This is a genomic window from Campylobacter showae (assembly GCF_963515975.1).
Lineage (GTDB): Bacteria > Campylobacterota > Campylobacteria > Campylobacterales > Campylobacteraceae > Campylobacter_A > Campylobacter_A showae_F.
The window spans coordinates 1-14,357 of sequence record NZ_CAUPZM010000025.1; the positions used below are offsets into that span (position 1 = coordinate 1).

Annotated in this window: 12 protein-coding genes; all 12 read right to left on the reverse strand. The window is 46.7% G+C overall.

Annotated elements, in window-relative coordinates; all coding sequences use genetic code 11:
- Positions 1-1,330: 1-deoxy-D-xylulose-5-phosphate synthase (dxs, locus tag RWM02_RS08750; RefSeq protein WP_314071286.1), on the reverse strand; the 1,330-nt coding region annotated here is incomplete at its 3' end.
- Positions 1,330-2,145, reverse strand: coding sequence for a flagellar assembly protein FliH (fliH, locus tag RWM02_RS08755; protein WP_314071289.1), 816 nt, complete (start codon positions 2,143-2,145; stop codon positions 1,330-1,332). The genes dxs and fliH, both read right to left, overlap by 1 nt.
- Positions 2,142-3,173 carry a flagellar motor switch protein FliG gene (gene fliG, locus RWM02_RS08760; protein WP_002952357.1) on the reverse strand — a complete coding sequence of 344 codons (1,032 nt, stop codon included), beginning with the start codon at positions 3,171-3,173 and terminating at the stop codon, positions 2,142-2,144. The genes fliH and fliG overlap by 4 nt, the downstream gene beginning before the upstream one ends.
- The gene (fliF, locus tag RWM02_RS08765) at positions 3,173-4,867 is read right to left on the reverse strand and encodes a flagellar basal-body MS-ring/collar protein FliF (protein WP_314071293.1); all 1,695 of its coding nucleotides are present in this window, start codon (positions 4,865-4,867) and stop codon (positions 3,173-3,175) included. Before fliF ends, fliG begins: the two co-directional genes overlap by 1 nt.
- Positions 4,868-5,968: a histidinol-phosphate transaminase gene (gene hisC, locus RWM02_RS08770; protein ID WP_314071295.1), complete on the reverse strand. Its 1,101-nt coding sequence runs from the start codon at positions 5,966-5,968 to the stop codon at positions 4,868-4,870. It lies immediately after the preceding gene.
- A 1-nt stretch (position 5,969) separates the two neighbouring features.
- A complete protein-coding gene (pheA, locus tag RWM02_RS08775; protein WP_314071298.1) occupies positions 5,970-7,046 on the reverse strand; it encodes a prephenate dehydratase in 1,077 nt (358 codons plus the stop codon).
- A 9-nt stretch (positions 7,047-7,055) separates the two neighbouring features.
- Positions 7,056-8,297, reverse strand: a complete 1,242-nt coding sequence (lysA, locus tag RWM02_RS08780; protein ID WP_314071299.1) for a diaminopimelate decarboxylase — start codon at positions 8,295-8,297, stop codon at positions 7,056-7,058.
- Positions 8,298-8,352: 55 nt separating this feature from the next.
- Entirely contained in the window at positions 8,353-9,414 is a 1,062-nt protein-coding gene (locus RWM02_RS08785) for an LptF/LptG family permease (RefSeq protein ID WP_314071301.1), read from the reverse strand.
- A 406-nt stretch (positions 9,415-9,820) separates the two neighbouring features.
- Entirely contained in the window at positions 9,821-10,381 is a 561-nt protein-coding gene (gene pth / locus RWM02_RS08790) for an aminoacyl-tRNA hydrolase (RefSeq protein WP_122863204.1), read from the reverse strand.
- An 8-nt stretch (positions 10,382-10,389) separates the two neighbouring features.
- The gene (locus RWM02_RS08795; RefSeq protein WP_002950740.1) at positions 10,390-10,926 is read right to left on the reverse strand and encodes a 50S ribosomal protein L25/general stress protein Ctc; all 537 of its coding nucleotides are present in this window, start codon (positions 10,924-10,926) and stop codon (positions 10,390-10,392) included.
- A gap of 58 nt (positions 10,927-10,984) precedes the next feature.
- Positions 10,985-13,348: a type IV pilus twitching motility protein PilT gene (locus RWM02_RS08800; RefSeq protein WP_314071309.1), complete on the reverse strand. Its 2,364-nt coding sequence runs from the start codon at positions 13,346-13,348 to the stop codon at positions 10,985-10,987.
- A gap of 13 nt (positions 13,349-13,361) precedes the next feature.
- Positions 13,362-14,357 (reverse strand): transaldolase, encoded by a 996-nt coding sequence (locus tag RWM02_RS08805; protein WP_314071311.1) that lies wholly within the window; start codon positions 14,355-14,357, stop codon positions 13,362-13,364.

Consider the following 14,357-nt stretch of genomic DNA (forward strand, 5'->3'; position numbering starts at 1 on the left):
GCATCGCTAGCCTAAAACTATCGACACAGCGAGGCGCGAAAATCGTCAAATTCGGGATCAAATTTAGATAACTAACGTCAAACGCGCCTTGATGCGTCTCGCCGTCCTCGCCGACGATGCCCGCACGGTCCATCGCAAAAACGACGTTTAGGTTCATGATCGCGCAATCGTGCACAACCTGGTCAAACGCCCGCTGCAAAAATGTCGAATAAATCGCGATAAAGGGCTTAAAGCCCTCCTTCGCCATCGCTGCCATCGAGGCGACGGCATGCTGCTCGGCGATCGCGACGTCCCAAAATCTATCGGGAAACCTCTCCATAAGAGCGTCTATGCCAGTGCCGGTAGGCATCGCGGCGGTGACTCCGACGATATTTTTATGCTCGCTAGCTAGCTCGGTCAAATTTTCCGCAAATAGTGCGGTGGCTGATTTGGCGGCTGATTTTTTGATGGCTTCGCCGCTTTGCAAATCAAACGGACTCACGCCGTGCCAGCTGGCTAGATGCCCCTCAGCCTTTTCGTAGCCTTTGCCTTTTAGCGTCTGCGCGTGCACGACGACGGGTTTTTTCATCCCTTTTGCGACGCTAAAAGCCTCAATAAGCGCCCCCACGTCGTGGCCGTTTACGGGGCCGATATACTCAAGCCCTAGCTCCTCGAAAAACATCCCGGGCGTAAAGATCCTGATGCCCTCCTCCATCCTGCGCGCCATATACGCGGCGCCGTCTGGCATATAGCTCAAAAATTTCTCTACACGGCTTTTAAACTTCTGATACAGCTGCCCCGCCATCATCTGCGAGAGGTAGTTGCTAAAGGCGCCGATGGGCTTGCTAATGCTCATTTCGTTGTCGTTTAAGACGACTACGCAAGGGTTTTTGATATCGCCGAGCTCGTTTAGCGCCTCGTACGCGATGCCGGCGCTCATCGAGCCGTCGCCGATAAAGGCCACGGGGATGCGATCCTCGCCCTTTAGCTTGATCGCCTTTGACGCGCCCACTGCCAGCGAGATAGAGGTAGAGCTGTGACCGGCGATAAAGTAGTCGTATTTGCTCTCGGAAGGCTTGGTGTAGCCGCTGATACCGCCGAATTTTCTAAGCGTATCAAATTTATCCCAGCGTCCGGTGATTAGCTTGTGCGCGTAGCTTTGGTGGCTAACGTCAAATATAAACGGATCTTTTGCGGCGTCGAAAACATAGTGCATCGCGACGATAAGCTCGACTGCGCCGATATTTGAGCTCAGATGCCCGCCGTTTGCGCTGACGGTTTGTAAAATTTTATCCCGGAGCTTCCCGCAAAGCGCTTCGAGCTCCTGCACGTTCATAGATTTTACGTCTATCATTGTTCTATTATCTTTTTGATTTTTTCTAATCTGGCTTCGATCGTGCCCTCGAGGTTGCCCGCGTCGCTGAGCACGATCGCTCCGCCCGCGCTGATGGCTTCGTCGGCAGAGATTTTGACGTTTTGTCCGGAGAAATTTTCTTTGATAAACTCGTAATCTTTCGGATTTACTTTTATCTGTATCTCTTTGGCGTCTCTTATTTCGCTAAAAAGCTCTTTGCAGATGGCTGCGGCGATGTTTGCCGAATTTAGCGAAATTTCTTTTTTTACGACCTCTTTTGCGACCTCGACTGCGGTGGCCGGCAGCTGCGCTTCGCTAGATGCGATGAGGCTTTCAAATTTAGCCGCCTGCTCCTCTAGCTTATTTATAGATCCCAGATACCTGCTCTCAAGCGCCTTTAGCTCCTCGTCGAATTTAGCCGCCGCCTCGTCTCTACCCTGTTTTATGCCATCCTCTTTAGCGCGCTGGATCTCGCTCTCTAGGCGTTTAGCGAATTCATTTTCTTGATTTTCGATTTGCATTTGCAGTTTTATCATGCTGCCGCTCATCTCGTCGGTGCGCTTTAGCAGTTCCTCGATAAAGCTTGGCTCGGGTTTAAAATGTACGCTTTGCTCTTTTTCTTCGCTTAAATTTAAGCCCTCTTGCTCGCCGTTTAAGGCACGGTCATGTTGATGTTCGGACGCGCGGCGAGTTTCGCTGTCGTGAGCTACGTGCGCATCCTCGCTTCTTTTTTCCTGGCCTAAAATTTTAAATCGATAGTTTTCTACAAAGTGCTCTTTTGAACGCTCGTTTGTTATTACGCTGCTTTTCATTCTATCATCTCATCGGCTTCGCCTATTTGGAATGCCCCGCCCTCGGCTAGAGCCTGAACCTGTTCTACGATGCGGCGCTGCGCCTCTTCGACGTCTTTTACGCGCACCGCGCCCAAAAACTGCATCTCCTCTTTAAACGCTTCGCTGGCGCGCTGAGACATACTTGAGAGGAATTTCTCCTTGAGCGCGTCTCCGCTACCTTTTAACGCGACCATGAGGTCTTTTTTATCGACGTTTTTAAGTATCTCGCGGATAGCGGCTTGGTTGAGAGTGTTGATATCCTCAAACGTAAACATAAGCTCTTTGATCGTCGTAGCAAGCTTGTCGTCGATATCTTCGATGTATTCGATCGTGGCTTTGGACGCCTTTTGACCGAGGCGGTTTAACACCTCTGCCACGGCTCTCGGGCCGCCGACTTCGACCTTGTAGGACGTGAGGCTCTCTAGTTTGCCCTCTAGCACCGTTGAAACGCGCTTAATAATGGACGGGCTGATATCGCCCAAATTTGCCATCCTAACGACGACCTCGCTTCTAAGCTCATCGTTAAAAAACGAAAGAGTCTCGGCTGCGCTGGTTGAATCCATATGTGCCAAAATAAGCGCGATAGTCTGCGGGTGCTCGGTCATGATAAAGTCCGCAAGCTGCTGAGGCTTGACCTTGGTGAGATAGCCGAAACTCTTTGAGTTTTCCATACTTTTTGCGAGCTTATCGAGGATCTTTTGCGCGGTTTCCGGACCGAAGGTGCGGTATAAAATTTCTTTTGCATACTCTAAGCCGCCGCTTCTCATGTATTGATTTGACTGCATGAGAGCGTAAAATTCTTCTAAAACGGCGGCCGCTACGTTTTTATCCATGCTTTTTGCGGTAGCGATATAGCGCGAAATTTCGGTTATGACGTCAACTTCCATATGAGAAAAGAGCAACGTCGTGACGTCCTCGCCCAGCTGAATAAGCAAAATAGCGATTTTTTCGGGCATAGAAAGATCGTCATACACCATCTTTTGCTGTTCGTTTAGCTTTGTTGCCATTAAAAGTCCTTACGGTTGCTAAAATCCGAGTCGTTTTTGACCAGGTCTTGTAGCAAGACGGCGATCTCCTCGCTGCGCTCTTGCACGATTAGTTTCATCTTCTCTAGCAATACGTCGTAGCGCAGATCGTCCTCGTTAAAGTTATCGCCGATACCCAGCTGCTCCTCGACCTTTTTCCTAGCGGCTTGAAATTTCTCCAGCGTATCTTCGCTATCGTCAAGCTGAATGTCGTTATCGGGTATCTCGGGCTCTTCTTCCTTGATTTCCTCAAGCATCTTAGCCATAAACGGCACGATGACTTTTTTGTAAAATATATAAAGCAAAATCGCGGCGAAAATATATTTTAGGATCGGCAAAAACGGCACTACGTAAAGATCGAAAAAGGACTGAACCTTGCCCGCAGGCGTCTGTCTGTCTTGACGCTGGAACTCAAAGTTGCTAACCGTAACCTCGTCGCCTCTGTTTTGATCAAAGCCGATAGACTGGCGGATGAGTGCGTTGATGCGTGCCAGCTGCTCTTTTTCAAGCGGTACATAGGCGATCTCTTTGGTCGGATTTCCGTTTTCGTCTTTTTTATTTTCGTACTTTCCGTCCACCACGACAGCGGCGCTTAGGCGGTTTATCTTAGCAAACTGATCCTTGACGCGCTCGACTTTTTTTGAGATTTCATAGTTTGTCGTGGATGAGCTTTTCGAGTAAAGCTCTTTCATTTTACCGTCTTGCAGGCCTTCGACCGGACCGATATTACTCACGGCTCCAGGCACGCCTTGCACTTCGGCTTCTTTACTGCCTTGACGCTTTTCTTCGACGTTTTGCTCGCTTCTAGCTACGGAGTTTGGATCAAAGGTCTCGCTTTGGCTATCTTTTCTCGCAAAGTCAAAATCTATGGTGACTTTGGCTACGACCTTATCCGAGCCGCCCACGATAGGCGATAGCACGTTTATGATCTTTTCTTCGAGATTGTGCTCGGCGTCGCGTTTATAGCGGATCTGTTGCGTGATCTGATCGCTATCGTATTCGCCGTCCTCCTCGCCCAGCGGCACTCCGTCCTGGCTCACGATTTTTACTTGCTCTGGTTTTAAATTTGCCACAGCGGCCGCGACTAAATTTTTAATGCCGGTAATTTGTTTTAAATTTAAGCTCTGTCCGTCTTTTAAATTTAACACGATAGACGCACTTGGTGGCGTGGCTCGCTCGGTAAAGAGCGTTTCTTTAGGGATCGCGATACGCACTATGGCTTTATTTATCGGCGCTAAACTTTCGATCGTGCGGGCTAGCTCGCCCTCTAAAGCGCGCTGAAATTTAACCTTTTGCTCGGCGTCTGTAGCGCCAAATTCTTGCTTATCGAAAATCTCAAATCCGACCTTGCCGTCTTTTAAAATACCAAGCGACGCGATCGAGATCCTCTCGCGGTAAACGTCCGAGTTGGGCACCAAGATAGTGCCCTCATTTAAAATTTTATACTTTACCTTATCTTTTTCAAGCTGTTGGATTATCAGCGCAGAGTCTGCGGCGGAGGTGTTTTCAAAAAGGACGCTATAGCCGTCGTAGCTTTCGTTTGAGCTTTTATAAATGCTCAAAAATACCAAAAACCCGACCACGAGCACGATCGAGCCCGCGGCGACTAAGCGCTGCCTTAGCGAGAGGTTGTGATAGACCTGGCCGATTTGCTGAACTGCGGTTTTAAAATCCATTTATTTTAAATTTTCCTCGATTTGTTTTAAAACTACGTCGTTTTGATTCGGCAACCCAATCGTTATGCGAACCGCGTTTAATCCGTAGCCTTTTAGGTCACGTAAAATTATACCTTTTTTTAACAGATTTTGAGCAAGCTCGCTCGCGTTTTGACGCTCAAATTCAAAAACGATAAAATTCGTAAAGCTAGGCAGACGCTTTATGCCGTGCTTATCGGCAAATTTTTCGTATTTTTTCATCTCCTCAAAGTTCGTCTCAAGCGTCATTTTTACGAATTCTTCGTCTTTTAGCGCTTCTATGGCCGCTTTTAGGCTAAGCGTCGTTATGTTAAACGGCGCCCTTAGTTTTCCTAGCTCGTTCATCACGCTTTGCTCGCCGATACCGTATCCTACGCGCATACCGCCAAGACCGTAGGCCTTAGAAAACGTGCCTAGATATATCGCGTTTGGAAATTTGGCTATGAGCTCACGAGGCTTTATCTCTTTTTTCGCGTCTTTAAATTTAGCAAACTCCTGATACGCGCCGTCGATAACCACGAGCGTATCGGCGTCAATCTGCTCTAAAAACTTATAAATTTCCTCGGCGTCCAGGCAGCCTCCGAGAGGATTGTTCGGTACGCACAAAAATATCACGCCGATCTCGTCTTTGTTCGCCTTATAAATTTGCAAAAACTCGCCTAGATCATGCTCTTTGCTCTTTGTTTTAAAGACCTTCGCGCCCGCTGCTTTAGCGTAAATTTCATACATAGCAAATGTTATGCCCGCAGTCAAAATTCCCTTGTTTGCGTTTGCTTTTGCGTGCACGGCAAATTCTATTATCTGATCGCTTCCAGAGCCTATTACGATAGATTTTTCGCAGACGTCAAATTTTCTAGCTAGCGCGGCCTTTAGTTCAAAGTAGCTGTCGTCGGGGTAGAGGTGCATTTTGTTTACTATCTCGCCGATCGCTTTTACTACCGCAGGGCTCGTACCGTATGGATTTTCGTTGCTGGCTAGCTTGATGACGTCTTTAGCGTCGATACCGTATTCACGTACGACTAGCTCGATAGGTTTGCCAGCCTCGTAGCTTACTAAATTTGCCAAATTTTCGTTAAATTTCATCTCACTCCTCCCACGCGACGTAGCTTCCTAGCCACGCGATCTCGTGGCCGTAGCTTATCGCTTTTTGTATCGCTTTTTGGACGTTGTCGTCGTCGATGTGCCCCTCGAAATCTATATAAAAATTCGCCTTAAATTCACGTTGTTTTATCGGGCGGCTCTCTAGTTTGGTTATGTTTATACCCTCGTCTCTAAAGGCTAGTAGCAACTCCACGAGCCCGCCGGGACGGTGCTCGGTCTTTGCTAAGATGGATGTTTTATTTCTTTGCGCGCGCTCGTTTTTAAAATCGCTTAGTATAAAAAATCTCGTGCGGTTTGCGGCGTTGTCTTCGATCGTCTCAAACAAGATCGGCACGCCGTAAAGCTTGGCTGCGATTTTAGAGCAGATGGAGGCCGAATTTGGCTCGCTGCTAGCTAGCTGCGCGGCCTGAGCGGTCGATTTTGCTGGGATAAACTCAACGGCAGAAAGCATATGATCGTCTAAAAATTTGCGGCACTGATTGTAGCCTTGCGGGTGCGAGTAGATGCGCTTGATGTCCTTTAAATTTTCGCACTTGCTCGCAAAAATATGGTGGATATCCATGTAAATTTCAGCTACCACCTTGACGCTATCAAACCGCCCTAGACAGTCCAGAGTCGCGCCTACCGCGCCTTCGGTGTTATTTTCTATCGGTACGACGCCATATTTGGCCTCTTTGTGCTTTAGTTTCGTAAAAACCGCCTCGATGCTAGCTAGTGGCAGATACGCACTCATAGCGCCAAAACGGCTCTCGGCGGCTTGGTGCGTGTAGGTGCCCTCAGGCCCTAGATAGGCGACCTTTTCTGGCATTTCGAGGTTCCTACTGACGGCAAAAATTTCAAGATAAATCGCCTCAATAGCAGCTTTATTTAAAAATGCAGAGTCCTGCCCCTCGAGGCGGTTTAGGATCGCTCTTTCACGCTCGGGGCGGTAGATCGCGCTGCCGCTGGTTTGCTTTAGTTCGCCGATCTTTCGCACGAAATTCATGCGCTCGTTTAGGCGCCTTAGCACCTCGTCGTCGATCTTATCTATCTCGTTTCTAAGGTCGTTTATGTTTTGCATTTTCGCTCCTTAGCCTAAAAATTCTCGCTCCAGCGCTACGATATCCTCAAAGCTCTCGCGGCGCCTAATCAAAAAGTCCTCGCCGCCCTTTACCGCGACCTCCGCGGCGCGCCCACGAGTGTTGTAGTTGCTGCTCATCGCAAAACCGTATGCGCCGGCTGATTTGATAACGACGAGATCGCCTGGATTTAACGGCGGTAAATTTCGGTCTTTTGCGAGAAAATCGCCGCTCTCGCAGATCGGCCCGACCACGTCGCAAGGGGTAAATTTGAGCTCCCGAAGCTGCTCGGTTTTACACTCGCAAAGAGTCTTGCCGCCGCTAAGAGCAAAAATTTTATGCCAAGCCTGATAGAGGCTTGGGCGTATGAGGTCGTTCATCGCGCCGTCCACGACGACAAAACGCTTTTCTTTATTAAATTTCTCGTAAAGCACGCTAGTTATAAAATATCCCGCGTTGCCGACGATGAAGCGCCCCGGCTCGCAAACTACCGTAACGTCCATGCCGCTTAAATTTGCCAAAATGCCCTGCGCGTATTCGTAGAGATCAGGCTCGCTCTCGTCGCCGTAAACGATGCCTATACCGCCGCCGACGTCAAAAAATTTGATGTCGATTTGCGCCGCCTTCAGTTCGCGAGTCAAATTTGCCACGATCTTTGCCGCTTCGATAACGGGCTTGATGTCGGTTATCTGCGAGCCGATGTGGCTATGGATGCCTACGGGCTCGAGATGCGGCGAGTTTTTAGCGTGCAGATACATTTTTTTAGCCGTTTGCAGATCTACGCCGAATTTATTTTCGTTTAGTCCGGTAGAGATGTAGGGATGCGTTTTAGCGTCGATGTCTGGATTTACGCGGATGCTGATGCGAGCGGACTTTCCGAGCTGCTTTGCGATCGCTTCCATGCGGTTCATCTCGGCTTCGCTTTCTAAATTTATCATAAGGATTTCGTTTTCTAGCGCAAATTTAAGCTCGTCGTCGCGCTTGCCCACGCCGCTTAGGATGATCTGGTAGCTTTTAGCTCCCGCTAGTAGAGCGCGCTTAACTTCACCTACGCTCACGCAGTCAAATCCGGCCCCAAGCCCGGCTAAAAATTTCAAAACGCTTAAATTTGAGTTTGCCTTAACGGCGTAGCATACGAGAGATTTTCTGGCGTGAAACGAGTTTTTTAGCGCTTCGTAGCGGTGCGCCATGTAGTCAAAATCGTAAACGTAAAGAGGGGTGCCGTATTTTTGCGCTAAATTCGTAAAATCCATAACCGACCTTGTTTAAAAATAGTTAGATTTTACAGAAATTTTGCCTAAATCTCTCTTAACGACTCCCAAAACGCAGATAAAAAGCGTAGGCGCCGAGTAAAATTATCGGCAAAAGCACGCCGATCTCGGGCGAGACGACGCCGTTTCTAGCAAACCTCATCATCACAAAAAGCGCGCCCCAGACGCAAAGCGAGGCGATCGTGAAGATAAAGCTTTTTAAGGCAAGGTTAAAAAATCGTCCCGTAACCGGCAAAAAATAGTAAATGATAAGCACCATAAAAGGCGCAAAAAACGGCGCGAAAGCGAGGTTATAAAGCGTGGTTTTGGTCGAATTTAGCCCGATACCCTCATCCTTAAACGCCAAAATGTAATCCACCGCATCCGGGATCGTGATCGCCGAGCTCTCCGCCGACGCGCTTTCTATCGTTTTTGGTTTAAAATTTTCAAGCGTTTTTAGCTCGCTTGGCGTTTTGATATCGAGTCCCTTTTCGCCGAGCTTGATATTTTGCGGCAAATTTACGATTTTAGCGTTCTTTAAAAGCCACGCATCGTCTATAAACCTCCCGCTTTCGCCAAAGGTAGCGCTGCGCAAGTTGCTGCCGTTTATGTCAAATATCCGCACGTCTTTAGCCTCGCCGCTAACTGGATTTAGGCTGTCCATATAGACAAATTTACCTTCGAATTTTAAGAAAATATCAGAGCTCGTGCGCGATAAATTCGAGAGCTTGACGATGTTTCGCCCGTACTCGTAGGCGTAGGCAAAAGGCGTGAAATTTAGTCCGACGTAGATAAACGTGATGGCAAGCGCGATGTAGAAAGGCGGCTTTATCAGGCGATTTTTATCGATACCCAGCGCGTAAAAACTCACGAGCTCGTTGCTACGAATCATGCTAAATTTGCTAGTTATCAACGCAAAAATGAGCGCAAGCGGCAAGACGTAGTTTACCGCCGTAAGCGAGGTAAGGCCGAAGTAAAGCAGCTTCAGGTTCGCGCTTGCGGGCATATCTTTTAGGTTGGTTAGGATGTCGATACCGACGTAAAAAAGTGTGAGCGCGACGAATATAATCACGAAATATTTAAAATAAAGCCAGCCGACGTAACGCGCGTAAAGATTCATCTGGGCTCTCTTAAATCAAATTTTGCGCAAGGTGGAAGGCGGACGAAAGCTGCGCTACCAAAAATACCGCAAACTTGCCGAGCAAATTTATTATTTGAGCTATGCTGCAAATATGTATCCTTTGGCGCCATGATGACGCTCAAATTTGCCACTTTTTGGCTAGACTGGAAATAGACTTGTTTTACGCTCTTAAAAAATCCGAATTTAAGTTTTTGTCTGAGCGCTTTTTTCGTAAATTTTATAAATTTGCAGGTAAAGTTTTGAAGTAAATTTATAAAATTTACGGTAAAGAAAATTAGGAGCAATGCTTTAAATTTGGGCTCTAAATTTAACCGATTTTTGAGCGCTTTTAAAAGCCGCAAAATTTGAGAAACCGCAAAAGTCGTGAATGCTAAATTTAACCCGCTCACAAAATGCCTTTTTTGGTTGAAAATTTTTGCGAAACGGCGTCGATGTCGGTTTTTATTAGCTCATTTAGCGCGTTTTCACAGTAGTCCAAAATTTTTTCCAATCCCTCTTTTTCATCTGCGTTAAATTCGCCAAGCACATGGCCGGTTACCGCGCTTTCGCATTTGTGCGCGCTTCTACCGATACCGATACGTACGCGTTCGTAGTCTGCACCCATTAATGCGTCGATTGACTTTAGACCGTTGTGTCCGCCGTTTCCGCCGCCCTTTTTAAATTTAACGACGCCGAAATTTAGATCAAGATCGTCGTGAATAACAATAATGCGCTCTGGTTTGTAAAAATCGGTGACGGCTTTTACGCTTCGTCCGCTTAGGTTCATAAAGGTTGTCGGTTTTAGAAAAAGTAACTTTTGAAATTTAAACAGCTCGCCTTGAAATTTGGCCGAGCTTACATCTGTAAAATTTGAGTTTTTTAGTCTATCTATCAGCATAAAGCCGACGTTGTGTCTTGTTTTGGAGTACTCGGGACCGGGATTCCCCAGTCCGACTATGAGTATCAAGGCTAGCCTTATTTAGCTTTTATTACGCCTAGAACCGCTACGCGGTCAGCATCGATCATAGTAACGCCCGCAGGAACGGTTATATCGCGCACTAGGACAGTGTCGTCTATATCAAGACCGCTAACGTCTATGTCAAATGAATTCGGCAAATTTTCAGCCGTGCATTTTACGGCTAAGCGCCTTTTTGAGATGATCAAAACGCCTTTATTTTTTAGACCGACCGGAGTTCCGTAAGGTTTAACCGGGATCATATATTTTGAGACGACGCCTGGAAGCGCAACCTTTAAATCAACGTGTTTTAGCGCGTTTGTCACAGGGTCTTTTTGATATTCGACTACTACGACTTTTAAGGTTTTTCCGCCTACTTTTACGTCAAACGCAAGGCTCTCTTTTTTGCGAACCTCTTTTATAAAATCATTGATTTTAAAAGCGGCTTGCACATTCTCTAATCCCTTGCCGTAAATGTTGGCGATTAGATAACCATCTCTTCTTAAGGCTTTTGACGCCTTTTTACCGATACTCTCTCTAACGATACCTTCTAACATCGTTTTCCTTTCTTGAAAAATAGAAGCCGATAATACCCAAATTTATATAAATTTAGCCTTACTTGATATCTTTAAGCGCGATAACGTCGCTTTGAAATTCTCTTAAAAGCGCAGCGTCTTCCTCGATAGAAGCGACCATCGCTCGTTTTTTGGCAAGGTCGGCGGATTTGATTTTGATATCGAGGTTTTCTCTTCTACCGGCGCTTTTTAGAGCCTCTTCTTTCGTAATGATTCCCGAAGTATACATATCAAGCAAATGCTGCTCAAAAGTCTGCATTTGATAGGTGTTTCTACTCTGCTCTATCGCATCGTAAATTTCGCTATCCCTATCCTCTAGGATCATATCTCTTATTCTTATATTTTTTATCATTATTTCGCAAGCTACGCGGCGTTTATTTCCCGTAGTTACGACTAGACGCTGAGATATGATAGCCTCCGCAACCGAAGCAAAAGTCATCCTGACTCGGTTTTGCTCCTCTTTAGGGAACATATTTATGACGCGGCCGATAGTTTCTTTAGCATCAAGCGTGTGAAGCGTAGCAAGCACTAAGTGGCCGGTTTCCGCAGCGTTTATCGCGGTTCTAACAGTCTCTAGGTCCCTCATCTCGCCTACAAATATAACATCCGGGTCTTCGCGCAAAGAGGCTCTTAGCGCGTCGGCAAAACTATCGACGTCTTGGCCGATGCCGCGCTGATTTATTACGCTTTTATCGTCGCTATATATAAACTCAATCGGATCTTCGATAGTGACGATGTGATAGTTTTTCGTGTGATTTAGGTAGTTTATCATACTAGCTAACGTCGTCGTTTTACCGCTACCGGTCGGCCCGGTTACTAGGATGATGCCTCTGTTTACTTTATCGCAAAGCTTTTCAATAACCGGCGGCAATAAAAGCTCAGACATGGTAGGAATTTTCGTCGGGATCGTTCTAAATACGAAAGATATGCCGTCCATCTGCAAAAAGACGTTAGAGCGGAAACGGTAGTCGTCGTTTAATCTATAGGTAAAATCAACGCTCTTTCTTTTCATTAGGCTATAATAATTCGCTCCTAAAATTTCCTTGGCAATGAGTATCGAGCGGTCATAATCCAAAACCGTATCGCCCATAACTACCATCTCGCCGTTAAATCTACCGCGAACCACCCTGTCCGACTTCACGTGCAAGTCGCTGCCGCCAAGCTCGATAAGCTTCATCAGATATCCGTCCAAAACCGCCTTCATAGCGGCTCTTTTTTCGCTTTCGTCGTCATCTTGCGGCATCGGCGGCCTAATAGACATCCCAAAGGCTTCTTCTTCCATCGTTAGTCCAAGCTCGGCTAAAAGCGCGGCCCTATCTCTACGCCTAACGGGTCTTGCTTCCGGCTCTTTTACCGTATTTATTCGGTTTTCTTGCGTATCGTTTATAGTTTGCACCTGCTCTACTCCTTTGCTTGTTTCTTCTTGCGTTTGCCTTAAATTCGGCTCTAAAATTCGCTCCTCGGGCTCGCTTAAATCAGCATGCTCGTCGATCTTTAGAAAATCTTTATCCTCTAGCTCTTTGCTTTGCGGCACGTCCCAAAAATCAGCGCTTAAATTTGACTGAGTTTGACCAGAATTTATCTCGTTTTTAGCGATATCAAATTCGTTTTTGATAGAGTCGAATTTACTCTGAAAGTCCTCGTAGTCCTCGGTATCAAATTTATCCTGATCGCTTTGGCTTACGTCAAATTTATCGCCCTTATCAGGCTCGTCTTCTTCGAGCTCTACCGAGCTAAATTCATCCCTTAAAAAGTCCAAGAGCTGATCTTTTTCGTTAGGGGTCTGTTCCTTTGCTACCGTTTCCTCTACAGGCTCAGCTGATTTTTCGCTCTCTTTGTCAAATTCGCTTATTTCTTGCGTATCTTTTTCTATTTGCGGCTCTTTCCATGCCACAAAAATAGCCTCTTCGTCGTTTTCGTCTTCTTGCCCAGGCATCTCGTCTAGCGCGTCTATTTCATTTAGAGCCTCGTTGATAGCTTGTAAATTTTCATTTAACTCTTGCCTTTTTGATTCTAGCTCGGCAGGCGCGCTAAATGCGTCAAATTTATCGATCTTAACCGGCTCTTCTTGCTCCTCTTCTTTTGCAAGCTCGTCGTCAATTGGCTTTAACTTTGGCAAATCATCAAACCCGCCGATCTCTTCAAATTTAGACTCCGGTTGCGATGCGGTTTCCTCGCGCACGGCGTCGTCCGCTTTTAGGGGCACCACTTCTTGCTCATCCTCGTGCGAGTTTTCTTTATTTTTGTTTCTATGATGTTCTATATCGCTTCTTAAAACCTTTGCTTTTAGCTTGATAATGCGCTCTAGGGCATCGTCCTGGCTATCAAATTTAATACTTGAACCGACAGGCTCGTAGTCCTTAACGTCCTCTTCGTTCACGGAGGTAAATCTTAAAGGCTTCATGGCTGCTTCCTAGTTATTTTAGTGCTTTCATTATGTCTTCAAATGCCGTCACAAACTGCTTTAAGCCGTCGTTTAGCAAGTCTTTATAAACCTTCTCCATGTCTATGTCGGCTCTTTTTACTACGCCAAAAAATTTCTCTATACTATCGTCGCTAACGGCGGTTTTAGGTTCGTTTTTACCAGCGATAAAGGCTTTTATAGTATCAAGCGGGGCCGTATTTACGGCATTTTGATACATCAGCTCTTTTACGTAATAATCCCTTGCCAGCTCATCGCCCTTTAAGCCCGTACTAGCAAAAAGCGCGCGCGTCGTCGGCAAGCTTTTATTTTCTATGATTTTATAAATTTTAGTCGCGTTCATAATGCCGATTTGGCCCGTCGGTAGCGAGTTTTCGCGCATTTTTTCATCTAGCAAGCGATCAAATCTGCTAACAAAAATGCTAATCACGCTTTTTGGCAGCGGCGTTAGCGGAAATTTCTTCTCATAAGCCTTCACGCCCTCTTCAAAAGCATCCAAACACGCTACGGCTTGCTCCGGCGAGAAAATCAGCGTCGCGTTTACCGCGATACCGCGCGCGCTTAGAGCGCTCATCGCTTCGAAGCCCGCTTTTGTCGCGGGGATTTTGATCATGACGTTTGGCATACCGATCTCCGCGTGCAGCCTAGCGCCCTCGTCCACCGTAGCCGCGGCGTTATCGCAAAAGCTAGGATCGACCTCGATGCTAACAAACCCGTCGTCGCCGTTTGCATAATGCCTCAAAAGCTTGGTCGCGGCTATCTTGATATCTTGCACCGCGAGCGCCTCGTAAAGCGCCTTTGGATATTTTTTGCCCATTTGGCCGATGACGTCTTTGTAGGAGTCCGACAAAAACGCGGCTTTAAAGATGGACGGGTTTGAGGTAACGCCGTTAATAGCGCCGATTTTAAGTAAATTTTCAAACTCGTCTTGCAAAAAGTCGCGCTCGATAAAGTCACACCACAATGAAAAATTTATATCGTTATTAAACAT

Bases quoted from the DNA above. Each gene is read 5' to 3' on its own strand.
- fliH (WP_314071289.1), bottom strand. From the start codon at position 2,145: ATGAAAAGCAGCGTAATAACAAACGAGCGTTCAAAAGAGCACTTTGTA.
- fliG (WP_002952357.1), bottom strand. From the start codon at position 3,173: ATGGCAACAAAGCTAAACGAACAGCAAAAGATGGTGTATGACGATCTT.
- fliF (WP_314071293.1), bottom strand. From the start codon at position 4,867: ATGGATTTTAAAACCGCAGTTCAGCAAATCGGCCAGGTCTATCACAAC.
- hisC (WP_314071295.1), bottom strand. From the start codon at position 5,968: ATGAAATTTAACGAAAATTTGGCAAATTTAGTAAGCTACGAGGCTGGC.
- pheA (WP_314071298.1), bottom strand. From the start codon at position 7,046: ATGCAAAACATAAACGACCTTAGAAACGAGATAGATAAGATCGACGAC.
- lysA (WP_314071299.1), bottom strand. From the start codon at position 8,297: ATGGATTTTACGAATTTAGCGCAAAAATACGGCACCCCTCTTTACGTT.
- RWM02_RS08785 (WP_314071301.1), bottom strand. From the start codon at position 9,414: ATGAATCTTTACGCGCGTTACGTCGGCTGGCTTTATTTTAAATATTTC.
- RWM02_RS08795 (WP_002950740.1), bottom strand. From the start codon at position 10,926: ATGTTAGAAGGTATCGTTAGAGAGAGTATCGGTAAAAAGGCGTCAAAA.
- RWM02_RS08800 (WP_314071309.1), bottom strand. From the start codon at position 13,348: ATGAAGCCTTTAAGATTTACCTCCGTGAACGAAGAGGACGTTAAGGAC.
- RWM02_RS08805 (WP_314071311.1), bottom strand. From the start codon at position 14,357: ATGTTTAATAACGATATAAATTTTTCATTGTGGTGTGACTTTATCGAG.